This is a genomic window from Parasporobacterium paucivorans DSM 15970 (genome assembly GCF_900141895.1).
Lineage (GTDB): Bacteria > Bacillota > Clostridia > Lachnospirales > Lachnospiraceae > Parasporobacterium > Parasporobacterium paucivorans.
In genome coordinates this window covers 1-11,951 of sequence record NZ_FQYT01000034.1, presented here as the reverse complement: position 1 = coordinate 11,951, position 11,951 = coordinate 1, and the positions used below count along the sequence as shown (strand labels likewise).

At 44.7% G+C, this 11,951-nt stretch carries 12 protein-coding genes; all 12 read right to left on the bottom strand.

Annotated elements, in window-relative coordinates; translation table 11 throughout:
* Positions 1-111 precede the first annotated feature (111 nt).
* A complete protein-coding gene (locus BUA79_RS11750; RefSeq protein WP_094757454.1) occupies positions 112-2,007 on the bottom strand; it encodes a heavy metal translocating P-type ATPase in 1,896 nt (631 codons plus the stop codon).
* An 18-nt stretch (positions 2,008-2,025) separates the two neighbouring features.
* Positions 2,026-2,247 (bottom strand): cation transporter, encoded by a 222-nt coding sequence (locus BUA79_RS11745; protein ID WP_073994610.1) that lies wholly within the window; start codon positions 2,245-2,247, stop codon positions 2,026-2,028.
* Between the two features lie 9 nt (positions 2,248-2,256).
* Positions 2,257-2,619 carry an ArsR/SmtB family transcription factor gene (locus tag BUA79_RS11740; protein WP_073994609.1) on the bottom strand — a complete coding sequence of 121 codons (363 nt, stop codon included), beginning with the start codon at positions 2,617-2,619 and terminating at the stop codon, positions 2,257-2,259.
* A 72-nt stretch (positions 2,620-2,691) separates the two neighbouring features.
* Positions 2,692-3,162, bottom strand: a complete 471-nt coding sequence (locus BUA79_RS11735; RefSeq protein ID WP_073994608.1) for an HD domain-containing protein — start codon at positions 3,160-3,162, stop codon at positions 2,692-2,694.
* A gap of 22 nt (positions 3,163-3,184) precedes the next feature.
* Entirely contained in the window at positions 3,185-3,844 is a 660-nt protein-coding gene (locus BUA79_RS11730; protein WP_073994607.1) for a putative ABC transporter permease, read from the bottom strand.
* Between the two features lie 145 nt (positions 3,845-3,989).
* A complete protein-coding gene (locus tag BUA79_RS11725; protein ID WP_073994606.1) occupies positions 3,990-4,868 on the bottom strand; it encodes a substrate-binding domain-containing protein in 879 nt (292 codons plus the stop codon).
* 130 nt (positions 4,869-4,998) lie between these two features.
* Complete coding sequence (locus BUA79_RS11720) at positions 4,999-5,682, bottom strand: alpha/beta fold hydrolase (protein ID WP_073994605.1); 684 nt, start codon at positions 5,680-5,682, stop codon at positions 4,999-5,001.
* Positions 5,679-8,267, bottom strand: a complete 2,589-nt coding sequence (gene clpB / locus BUA79_RS11715) for an ATP-dependent chaperone ClpB (protein ID WP_073994604.1) — start codon at positions 8,265-8,267, stop codon at positions 5,679-5,681. Before clpB ends, BUA79_RS11720 begins: the two co-directional genes overlap by 4 nt.
* Positions 8,268-8,375: 108 nt before the next feature.
* A complete protein-coding gene (gene hisC, locus BUA79_RS11710) occupies positions 8,376-9,428 on the bottom strand; it encodes a histidinol-phosphate transaminase (protein ID WP_073994603.1) in 1,053 nt (350 codons plus the stop codon).
* 10 nt (positions 9,429-9,438) lie between these two features.
* Positions 9,439-10,629: a pyridoxal phosphate-dependent aminotransferase gene (locus BUA79_RS11705; RefSeq protein ID WP_073994602.1), complete on the bottom strand. Its 1,191-nt coding sequence runs from the start codon at positions 10,627-10,629 to the stop codon at positions 9,439-9,441.
* Positions 10,630-10,725: 96 nt separating this feature from the next.
* Complete coding sequence (locus BUA79_RS11700; RefSeq protein WP_073994601.1) at positions 10,726-11,628, bottom strand: LysR family transcriptional regulator; 903 nt, start codon at positions 11,626-11,628, stop codon at positions 10,726-10,728.
* Between the two features lie 138 nt (positions 11,629-11,766).
* Positions 11,767-11,951: hypothetical protein (locus tag BUA79_RS12620; protein ID WP_178138603.1), on the bottom strand; the 185-nt coding region annotated here is incomplete at its 5' end.

Below are 11,951 nucleotides of genomic sequence, written 5' to 3'. Positions count from 1 at the left end.
AGAATACAGACTCAACCTCTTGGCTGCATAAAGAAATAGCGTAGCAGCTAAAAAGCTACTACGCTATAAAGTCTAACTTATTGGGGTCACATCAAAATGATATCCCTTTTATTATCTCAGTGCCCGCAGTGCATTCAGTATGGCAATGGTTGCCACTCCCACATCCGCAAACACGGCCGGCCACATATCCGCTATACCCATTGCGGCCAGTACAAGAACAATCAGCTTCACACCAAATGCAAAGACAACATTCTGATTCACGATCCTCAGAGTTTTTCTGGAAATCCGGATGGCTTCTGAAACGCCTCCCACCTTATCATCCATGATGACAATGTCCGCCGCTTCAATGGCAGCATCCGAACCAAGACCCCCCATTGCAATTCCCACATCTGCCCTTGCCAGCACTGGTGCATCATTTATCCCATCACCCACATATACGACCGGACTGTCCGACTGGCCCATGATTTCCTCCAGCTTAGACACCTTATCCATTGGAAGCAGTTCCGAAAATATCCTGTCTATTCCCAGCTGCTTTCCAATCTTTTGAGCGGCAGATTCCTTATCCCCCGTAAGCATGACTGTATTCCGGATACCATACTTTTTCAGCAAATTGATTCCCTTTACCGCATCACTTCTTATCTCATCTGAAACCTCGAGGCTTCCAAGGAAAACCCCATCCTTTGCCACATAAACGACGCTTCCGACCTCTTTTTCCTCATGTATTTCAATGCCTTCCTTACGAAAAAGTCTTTTATTTCCTGCGATGATTTCCGACATTCCCCCCTCGGCTGACAGGGAAACCTGCATGCCAAAGCCTGGCAGTTCCCGGGCCGTGGCTCCTGCAATCCTTTCCTTCACCCAGCCGTACCTTTCCGGATTGCTTTTCTGAAAAGCATCCATGATAGAACGGGCGATGGGATGATTGGAATAATATTCAGCGATGGCCGCCGTTTCCAGAAGCTCTTCTTCTCTCACTCCCAGGGCATTGATTTTTTCAAGCCTGAAGACTCCTTTGGTGAGCGTTCCTGTTTTATCAAAAACTATCGTGTTGCATTTAGCCAGAGTCTCGATATAATTGCTTCCTTTAATCAGAATCCCTCTTCTGGACGCACCTCCGATACCTCCAAAAAAGGACATCGGAACGGATATTACAAAAGCACATGGACAGGAGATAACCAGGAAGGTCAGGGCCCTGTATATCCAGTCGCTCCAGACTCCTCCCGCAAACAACGGGGGTGCAACGGCTATGACAACAGCAGCAAAAACTACAAATGGTGTATATATCCGTGCAAATTTCGTAATGAAATTCTCTGCTACCGCCTTCTTGTTTCCGGCATTTTCAACCAGCTCCAGAATTTTCGATACCGTGGATTCAGTAAACTTTTTCTCCACTATAATTTCGAACAGTCCGTTAATATTAACGGATCCGCTTATGATTGCATCGCCTTCCACCGCTTCTCTGGGAAGGCTTTCCCCCGTCAGGGCACGAACATCCAGATCTCCTGCCCCGCTGATGACCGTTCCGTCGAGAGGCACCTTTTCGCCCGGTCGGACAACAATAACCTGGCCGACATTCACATCCTCCGGATGTACCTTGACTACACTTCCATCCTTTTGCTTCAAGTATGCACTGTCGGGACGGATGTCCATAAGCGCACTGACAGACTTTCTGGATTTATCCACCGCATAAGACTGAAAAAATTCTCCTACCTGGTAAAACAGCATAACCGCGACAGCTTCAGGATATTCTCCGATAAAAAAGGCTCCGACAGTCGCTATAGACATAAGAAAATTTTCATCAAAAATCTCGCCCTGCCGGATGTTGGATGCCGCTTCTTTCAAAACTGCGCCGCCAATGATGATATATATTATTAGATAAGAAAAAAGTTCTGCATCCCCATTGCCGATTTTCTGCAAAAGACTGATTTTCTCAAAAGGTATCAGCTGGACCAGAATAAAAAGCACCGCTGTAATGATGATTTTTGAAAGTTCCCTGTTGAATTTCATGTTCTTCCCCCGGCCCCTTTAGCTCTCTTTAAGAACTGCCTGCCTCTCGATTTTTCTGATTTTCTCCGCAGCAGTTTCCGTAATCCGAGGAAGCTTGTCCTCCTCTGCATCCAGAATCATTTTCTGGGTCATGAAATTTATCGTAACCGAATGGACGCCGGGAATCTTTCCGATTGCCCTTTCCATTTTCGCCGCACAGTTTGCGCATCCTAAATTCTCAATTCTGTATATTTTTTCCATTTAAATCTCCTATTCGCCTATATGTTCCAGCCCCTGGCTGATTATGGATTCGATGTGTGAATCAGAAAGGGAATAAAAGATAGTCTTCCCCTCCCGCCTGAACTTAACCAGCCTCATCTGTTTCAGATGTCTGAGCTGGTGGGAAACGGCTGACTGGCTGACGTTCAAAATACGTCCGATATCACACACACACATCTCCGACTGCAGGAGGACATACAGAATTTTGATTCTGGTAGAATCTGCAAATACTTTATAAAATTCTGCCAGATCATAAAGAATTTCCTCTTCTGGCATGGCCTTTGACACCCGTTCTATCGTCTCCTCATGTATATGAATATAGTCGCAGCTTTCCACTTGAAATTTATCTTTCATTATAATCAGCGCCTTTCCAGTTTACACATGCACACATGTTCATACGTATTATAATTCCGTTTTCAATTCCAGTCAATACCTTTCTAAAAAATTCGAAATCCCAAATGTGTTTCTCGTACAAATTTCGACCAGGGAACAATATTTATCCACCAAAGATATGACCAAAGTCTCTTTATACCTGGGCGCTCTGAGAGTAAGGGGCCACATATGCCTTTCAATGATATCCTTCTCCATCTCATTCAAGCTGAATTTTCCGGTGGCATTTCTAAGGGCGGTGCCTGGATGGCTGAACCCATGAAGTCCGTTTCCCGGTTTGTCAATGTGCCAGTCATACAAAAAAAAATCATGGAGAAGTCCGCCCCTGGCGGCTGACACATAGTCAAGTCCCAGTCTCCTGCATAGCCTATAGCTTCTGTAGGATACGTGTATGCAGTGTTCAAGACATGAAATATTGCTGTGCTGTATGTATTTTTCCATCGACAGCACTGCCTCATTATGTATCAGATCACAAATGCATTTTTCATACCCGATATTGCTGTCCATCCAAGACCCTCCTGACACCCTTTCATTTTATGAATTTGACACTTGTAAAAATTTCCTTTAATCTCTCATCGGGATAATGCTCATCCAAAAATCGATCGATTTTGTTACCCGCAGGGACGCCTGATCCTCTTTTTCCCATCCTGTCCACGGCAAGCCCGGACAATGTCAGATCAAAAACCATAAAGACAAAAAACAGCCATAATAGCACTTTGTACAAACCTTTATTCATCCTGTTTAAGATTTTACATGTGAATGGATACGCATACTTAATAAAAAGCACCCCAAACACACCCCATCCGACTGAAACCACCAGGTCGATCCGCCCCTGAAAATCAAATGGATAGCTGCTGTAATTCCAGGAAGCGTATCCGGCTACTTTTTCCAGATAAACAGAGGATGCATATTCAAAAAGCGTCCCCACCGCCATACTGGCCAAAAAGATAATATACCCCTTTTTATTCCGGATTTTGTACAGGCAGAGCAGAACCACAATTAATCCAAATCCGTAAATCTCGCTGAATGGTCCGTAAATGACACCCTGCCGATTGACAAAATATCCCCGTTTATAGAAATAGACGGCTGTTTCTATGCAATATCCAAAAAAACTCCCCAGCAAAAAACTCCATACCAATGTATAAAAAGTGATTTTACAGCCGTCCGCACTCTCTGTTTTGTTTTTCATCGTTGCCACCTCGGTCTCATCAGATATTCAGAAAATCGATTCTCAATTTATTATCCCATAAAAGCAGAATATTACAATGATTATTCCATACAAAAAAAGGCAGCCGCAATTGGCTGCCTCAGTATCTGTATGAAATGAACTCGATTTATTCCAGTTCGCTCCAAGTTGTTGTGGTTCCGGTAAAGATTGCTTTAACCTGATCATTGGTAAGATCTTCGATAGGGTTTTCCTTGTTGACGATAACAGCAATACCGTCTATTGCAATTGCTGACGGTGTAAGAACAGCCAGTTCACTATCCTTTAATTCCCTGGATGCCATTCCGATATCGCATGACCCTTCCATGGCGTTCTGCATTCCTGTAGTGGAATCGCTCGTCTGGATTTCTACGGTTATGTTAGAATTCACTGCCATGTACGCTTCCGCAAGCTTCTCCATTACAGGAGATACAGATGAAGAACCGGATACTACCACTTTGCCTTTTGCATCAGTTGCTTCATATGCTTTTGTATCACTTATGGCTTTAATATATCCGTTCTCTTCTACAATTGCCTGTCCTTCTGTGCTCATGATGTAATTCATGAAATCCTGTGCTGTTGCGCTTGCTGCACCTTTGGTAGCGATATTGAAAGGTCTTGCAATTTCATATTTTCCATTTACTACATTTTCAGTGGTTGCTTCCACTCCATTGATTTTTACTGCCTTAATGCTGTCGTCTAAGGATCCAAGTGAAATGTATCCGATGGAATATGTATCTGAGGCTACGTTTGAAAGCACGATTCCGGTTTTGTTTGCAATGACAGCTTCTTCTGTGGTCAGGTCTGTTGTAGTTCCGTCGGCTGCTTTCTCGACGATTTTGAACATTTCCGAAAACGCTCCCCTGGTTCCCGAACCATCTTCTCTGGATACTACGGTGATATTCGTTGATGTGTCAAATGCTGTGTCGCTCTCGTTCGAGCTTCCGCATCCTGCAATGACTCCGGCGCACATAACAAGACTTGCAGCCAATACTAAAAATCTTTTCATATTGTATTCTCCTTTTTCTTTTCCTTGTTTGTTTATACTTCCCTAATATACGTGGTGAAAGTAAAAACCAAACATGGTTTTTCGTAAAAGAAATGTAAAATGAAAAAGAAAAAGCTCGATGTGTCTCCTCTTAAGATTGCAGGAATTTTCCCACTTCCCTGTTGAACGCTTCCCATTCCTTGTAAACAATAAAGTGATCCCCTTTTAGTATGGAAAGTCTGCCTCCCGGAAGACTTTTTGCCAGTTTTACGGTATGTCTGTGGCCGACCATGTCCCTGTCGCCCGCTATGACCAGGGTGGGGACTTTCAATTTAAAAAGCTCTTTTCTCTTTATCCGGGGCTCTTTAACCATGAGCCCCACCAATTCTTTCTTTGAAACAGCCTTTTTATCTACGAGGGAACGAATCGCTTCTATACAATAGGAAAGGACGACAGGTATCTGGTAACGGGCCCTGACTCCCCATGGGCAGCTGTTGGCCCCATTCAGTACAAGTTTCTCCAGGTATTCAGGATATTTCAGGGCAAACAGCATCGCAACATTGCCTCCATCACTGAATCCCAGCAGATTGATTCGTGTCAGACCTAAATCATCAAGGAAATTTTTCAGATCTTCCACGAACTGACCCAGAGTGAATGGCTTGCTCCCCCGGGGTGACCTGCCGTGTCCCCTTGTGTCAACGGCAATTACCCTATAGTCCCTGGAAAAGTAATTGATCTGATTTATGAAGCAGCCGGATTCCTCACCATTCCCATGAAGCAGTACCAGGGGTTTCCCCTCCCCCTTTTCAATATAATGCAGTTTTATGTCTATCATTTAACCCTTGCTTCCACGCTGTTTTTATCCGCATTTACGTCAATAAGTATAACATCTCCGGCCTCAACACTTCCGCCCAGGATAATCCTCGCCGCGGCAGTCTCCACATTTTTCTGCAGATATCTCTTCAGAGGCCTCGCACCATAGTGTGGATCGTATCCATTTTCAACTACAAAATCCTTTGCCTGAGACGTCAGTTCTATTGATATTTCCCGGTCCTTCAGGCGTCTGTTCATGTCACTGACCAGCAGATTAATGATCTGGCTTATATCCAGTTTCGACAATGGCTTAAACATGATGATTTCATCCAGACGGTTTAAGAATTCCGGCCTGAAATGGGCATGCAGATCATCCATGACCATTCTTTCAGCCGATTCACTGATGTTTCCGTCCGGATCGATTCCATCCAGCAGATATACAGATCCAATATTAGAGGTCATGATAATCAGGGTGTTTTTAAAATCCACAGTTCTTCCCTGGGAATCAGTTATCCTTCCATCATCCAGTACCTGCAGGAGCACGTTGAACACATCCGCATGAGCCTTTTCAATCTCGTCAAACAGTACAACCGAATAAGGCTTCCTTCGGACCGCTTCCGTCAGCTGACCTCCTTCTTCATATCCGACATATCCCGGAGGCGCACCGATAAGTCTGGATACAGAAAACTTCTCCATGTATTCGCTCATATCGATTCGGACCATATTCTTTTCATCATCAAACAGGTTTTCGGCAAGGGCCTTGGCCAGCTCCGTCTTTCCTACGCCGGTTGGTCCCAGGAATATAAAGGAACCGATTGGCTTGCCTGGATCTTTGATACCTGCCTTCGAACGCAGAATTGCATCTGCAACCTTTGTTACGCCTTCGTCCTGTCCGATCACCCTCTTATGCAGCTCATCCTCCAGATGGAGAATCTTGTTCCGTTCCGACTCATTCAGTTTGGACACCGGAATCCCGGTCCATCTGGAAACAATTCTGGCGATTTCATCTTCTGTCACATTTTCCCGCACCAGGGACATATCCTTTTTGTTGACCAGAATCTCTTCCTGCTCCAGTTCCTTCTGTAGATCCATCAGCTTTCCATATCGAAGCTGTGCTACCTTTTCCAGATCGTACTTCTGTTCCGCCAGTTCAATCTGCTGATTGACGGATTCTATCTCTTCACGCAGTCCGCTCAGACGTTCAACAGATTTCTTTTCATTTTCCCACTGGGCCGTCTGATTCTTGTATTCATCCTTCATTTCGGCCAGCTCTTTCTGCAGAACTGCCAGTCTGTCCTTGCTCTGTTTATCCTTTTCCTTTTTAAGGGCTGTCTCTTCAATCTCCAGCTGCATGACTTTTCTTCTAAGTTCGTCCACTTCTGAAGGCATGGAATCCATTTCCGTCTTTATAAGGGCACAGGCTTCATCCACCAGATCTATGGCCTTGTCCGGAAGAAATCTGTCTGAAATATACCTGTCCGAAAGGACAGCTGCCGATACCAGGGCTGCGTCATTGATCTTAACCCCGTGGAATACTTCATACCTCTCCTTAAGCCCCCTCAAAATAGAGATGGTATCTTCAACGGTTGGTTCATCTACCATAACCGGCTGAAAACGCCTTTCCAGCGCTGCGTCTTTTTCGATATATTTTCTATATTCATCCAGGGTGGTCGCACCGATGCAGTGCAGCTCGCCTCGGGCAAGCATCGGCTTAAGCATGTTTCCTGCATCCATGGAGCCCTCGGATTTTCCTGCCCCCACGATGGTGTGGAGCTCGTCTATAAAGAGAATAATCTTTCCTTCCGAAGCCTTCACTTCCTCCAGAACAGCTTTCAGTCTTTCTTCAAATTCTCCCCTATATTTTGCTCCTGCCACAAGAGAGCCCATATCCAGGGCAAAAATGATTTTATCTTTCAGGGATTCCGGAACATCCCCTTTTACAATCCTCTGTGCCAGGCCTTCGACGGCTGCCGTCTTTCCTACGCCAGGCTCTCCAATCAGTACAGGATTGTTTTTTGTCTTTCGGGAAAGAATCCGGACGATATTGCGGATTTCATCATCCCTTCCGATAACCGGATCCATCTTCTGCAGCCTCGCTCTTTCCACAAGATCCGTGCCGTATTTATTCAGAGTATCATACGTACTCTCCGGGTTGTCGCTTGTGACCCTCTGGTTTCCTCTGACTGTGGACAGAGCTTTTAAAAACCGTTCCTTGTCTACACCGTACTCCTTGAAGATGTTTTTCATTTCTTTGTTCGGATACTTGATCAAGGACAAAAACAGATGTTCCACGGAGACATATGCGTCCCCCATCGCCTTGGCCTCATCCGATGCACTTATCAATACTTTGTTCAGGTCATTGCTTATGTAGGTCTTTCCACCCTGCACCTTCACGCGCTTATTCAAACCGTCAATAACCCGGGATGCAAACGCCTCCGGCTGAATTTCCATCTTTTCCACCAGCTTCAGAATCAGGCTGTCCTCCTGTTTCAGAAGACTGTAGACCAGATGTTCCTGATCGATTTCCTGGTTGCCAAATTCCAGCGCAACCTTTTCACAGCCATTTAAGGCTTCAATCGATTTCTGTGTAAATTTGTCGACATTCATATCCTCACGACCTTTCATTAATTTGTGTTTGTTCTATAACTAATATAACATACAATATTTAAAAAGCAAGGTTTTTTTATCCAAAAATAAAAATACCCTGCCTTTATTTTACTTATAATTGTCCAGTTCTTCATAGAGTTTCTTCATCTGTTCTTCTGTTCCGACCGTTATCCGCAGATAGTTATCGATACGGGGCAGATTGAAATGACGCACGTAAACATTCCTCTCTTTCAGGAACCTGAAGATATCGCCGGCGTAGTGCGTACTATGTTGTGCAAAGAGAAAATTCGCCTTTGACTCCAGCACAGTAAATCCCCTTTTTTCCAGCTCTTTAACGGCTTCTTCCCTTGTGCTGATGATTTTGGCCAGATTATCCTCAAAATACTGCTTATCCTTGAGTGCCTCTATTCCAATATCCAGGGCGAAGCGGTTCATAGTATAGGAATTGAAGGAAAATTTGACATTCTTCATCGCGTCGATCAGTTCTCGGTTTCCCATCGCATAGCCGATCCGGATGCCTGCCATGGATCTCGATTTGGAGAAGGTCTGCACTACAAGGAGATTGTCGTATTCCTGGATTAGAGGGACCGCTGATTCCCCTCCAAAATCGATATAGGCTTCATCCACAATAACCACCACATCCCTGTTATGATCCAGAATGTCCCGTATCAAATCCAGCGGTTCACATACACTTGTCGGAGCATTAGGGTTCGGGAATATGATTCCTCCATTTTCCCGGTAGTAATCCTTTGGGTTCATCTTGAATTCCGAATCCAGAGCCGGCCGCTCATAAGGTATACGAAACAATTCCGCCCAGACGCTGTAAAAGGAATAAGAAACATCCGGAAATAAAATCGGGGTTTTTGAATTGAAAAATGTCATGAAGGCTGTTGCCAGAACATCATCGGAACCAACTCCCACAAATACATTCTCATATTTCAATTCATAATAGACCGCAAGCGCCTCTGCCAAATCCTTTGTATCCGGATCAGGATACAGCCGCAGTGAATCCGTGTTGAAATTTTCCAGCGCCGCTTTTACACCTGGTGCCGGCGGGTATGGGTTTTCATTTGTATTCAGTTTGACTACCCCAGCCTTTTTGGGCTGTTCTCCGGGCACATAAGGTACTACCATCCTTATGTTGTTTTTCCATGTATTCATATTTTTCCCCTTATATCAGGTTTAGTTCCTGAGCCAGCTTCTTAAATTCGATCAGAGAATTCCTGATGGTCGCTTCGGACACGCAGTAGGAAATCCTGAGATACCCCGGACAGGTAAAGGATGTTCCCGGAACAATCAGTATATTATGTTCCTTTGCCTTCTCCGCAAACTCAAAGTCACTTTCCATCGGTGATTTCATGAAAAGATAAAAAGCTCCCTCCGGCTTGACGCACTCAAATCCCAGTTCCTTAAGGCCGTTGTAAAGAATCTTTCTGTTTCGGTCATAGACTTCAATATCCGTTTCCAGATCAATACAGTTCCCAATTACCTTCTGCATCAGAGAGGGTGCATTCATATATCCCATAATCCGGATGGCGATGGATGCTGCAGCAAATACCTGTTCGTAATCACAAAATTCGTTTGGGATGACCAGGTATCCGATCCTTTCTCCGGGCAGGGAAAGCGATTTACTGAAGGAATAGCACACAGCCGTATTGTCGTAATATCTGGTCACAAACGGCACCTTCACATCATCGTAGACCAATTCCCTATAGGGTTCATCTGACACAATATATATTTCGGTTCCAAATTCTTCCTGTTTCTGCTTCAATATCCCGGCTATCTTAATGATGGTTTCCTCCGAGTAAACAACTCCCGTAGGATTATTGGGTGAATTCAGCAGAAGAGCCTTCGTCCTGGGCGTGATTGCCTTCTCAAAAGCTTCCAGGTTCGGCTGGAAAGTTTCGGTGTCTGGCGGCACTATAACCGGAACTGCCTTGTGGTTCTTTACATATGCCCGGTATTCCATAAAATATGGAGCAAAAATGATAACCTCTTCCTCCGGGTTCAAAAGTGTCTTGAATATAATATTTATGGCTCCGGCTGCTCCGGTAGTCATGATAATGTTGTTTTCCGTAAAATGAGTATCAAATCTTCTGTTCAGGGAATCCGCAACCTGTTTCCTTACATCTTCATAGCCTGCATTGGACATATATCCGTGCAGCTTCAGGCTGTCCGATTCCTGCACCAGACGGATGATTTCCCTGTTAATCTCTTCAGGTGCAGGCACACTTGGATTTCCAAGGCTGAAATCAAAGACCTTGTCCTCCCCGTACAGCTTCGCCCTCCTGCGTCCTTCCTCAAACATCTGTCTTACGGTTGAGTTCTTCTGGACCTCTTCCTTCATATTCTCCGCAATCATTGTTTTTCTCCAATCAACATACCTATTTTACAGACTAATTTACTATATACCGCTCCAAAAATCAAGCTTTCTTTCTTTAACGCATTAAATTATCCCCTAATTATAAAATACATCAATATCCTCTTTCAAGAACAGAATCCCAATATACAGAGCCAGTGCCGGACTAAGATTGTCCTGTTTCCAGGCGTACATAATGGAAAGCGGCGCCATTTTATCCGGAAACGGGTAAAAGCAGTAATGCTCCTCATCCCTCGTCTGGGTTATGCTCGTATCCATCAATGCAACTCCGTTTCCCGCCCGGACATTGAGCACCTGGGATTCCAGATTGGGAACGTACATTATATCCGCACAGGCATACCCCAGAATCCTCTCCAGGTCTTCCTTCCTCCCAGGACTGTCCGAAGGATACGGCAGTATGAAAGTCTCATCCCTGAAGTCCGTCCAGTGGACATTTTCCTTTTCCGCAACAGGATGGTTCTTTGAATAGAGGATTCCGGCACCGATAGAACAGAACTTATCATAAAGTACATTATTCATATTCTGTATTTCAAAATCGAAGGTGAATATGATATCCAGGGTACCTGCATCCAGTTTATCCCTCAGCTCGGAGAAGCTCCTTCTCTCAATTCCTACTTTGATATTCGGATTCATTTTATTAAAATATGCCGCCGTGGGTACCACGAAGGTGGATGTATCCATGGTTTCCAGACATCCGATAAGCAATTCACCGCTTTTGCCCTGCTCAAGCTCTTGATTCTCTCTGATTCCCGCATCAATGGCGGCAAGGGATTCCTTGGCTCTATTCAGCATAATGACACCACCCGGTGTCAGGCGGACTTCTTTGCGGTTCCTCAGAAAAAGTGGGAAGCCCCACTCCTCCTCCAACAGGCTGATCTGTCGGCTTATTGTCGGCTGGGAGGTGTAAAATTCCGCTGCTGCCTTAGTAAAATTCAGATGTCTGGCCACACTCATAAACATTTCAAGCTGCTGCCGGTTCATTTTTCCTCCCTTTCCAAACCAAAAAATTAGCTATAACCCGATTATATAATCATAACCGGTTTATAGCAATGTATTAATCTAGAGGTGCCAGGTCACCTTGGGACCGGACCTCCCTACTTTAATGAAATGCTCAAATGTTTACAGTCTTCCTAAAAGTGCATCATCTGCAGTTTTGCCAACCTTTTGGCGCTCTTCATCATCAATATCTTTTATATGTTTTCCGCTGAATGCAGACATGAGAATTACACTGAGGATACCTCCGACGAGGCATGCGATAAATACGCCCCTGACACCGGCCATACTGAAAAGCAGGGTTGCAATCA

What these genes read in the sequence shown, in the direction of transcription:
- BUA79_RS11740 (WP_073994609.1), bottom strand. Translation starts at nt 2,619, where the DNA reads ATGAAAGATAAATTTCAAGTGGAAAGCTGCGACTATATTCATATACAT.
- BUA79_RS11730 (WP_073994607.1), bottom strand. Translation starts at nt 3,844, where the DNA reads ATGAAAAACAAAACAGAGAGTGCGGACGGCTGTAAAATCACTTTTTAT.
- BUA79_RS11745 (WP_073994610.1), bottom strand. Translation starts at nt 2,247, where the DNA reads ATGGAAAAAATATACAGAATTGAGAATTTAGGATGCGCAAACTGTGCG.
- clpB (WP_073994604.1), bottom strand. Translation starts at nt 8,267, where the DNA reads ATGAATGTCGACAAATTTACACAGAAATCGATTGAAGCCTTAAATGGC.
- BUA79_RS11705 (WP_073994602.1), bottom strand. Translation starts at nt 10,629, where the DNA reads ATGATTGCGGAGAATATGAAGGAAGAGGTCCAGAAGAACTCAACCGTA.
- BUA79_RS11750 (WP_094757454.1), bottom strand. Translation starts at nt 2,007, where the DNA reads ATGAAATTCAACAGGGAACTTTCAAAAATCATCATTACAGCGGTGCTT.
- BUA79_RS11720 (WP_073994605.1), bottom strand. Translation starts at nt 5,682, where the DNA reads ATGATAGACATAAAACTGCATTATATTGAAAAGGGGGAGGGGAAACCC.
- BUA79_RS11735 (WP_073994608.1), bottom strand. Translation starts at nt 3,162, where the DNA reads ATGGACAGCAATATCGGGTATGAAAAATGCATTTGTGATCTGATACAT.
- hisC (WP_073994603.1), bottom strand. Translation starts at nt 9,428, where the DNA reads ATGAATACATGGAAAAACAACATAAGGATGGTAGTACCTTATGTGCCC.
- BUA79_RS11700 (WP_073994601.1), bottom strand. Translation starts at nt 11,628, where the DNA reads ATGAACCGGCAGCAGCTTGAAATGTTTATGAGTGTGGCCAGACATCTG.
- BUA79_RS11725 (WP_073994606.1), bottom strand. Translation starts at nt 4,868, where the DNA reads ATGAAAAGATTTTTAGTATTGGCTGCAAGTCTTGTTATGTGCGCCGGA.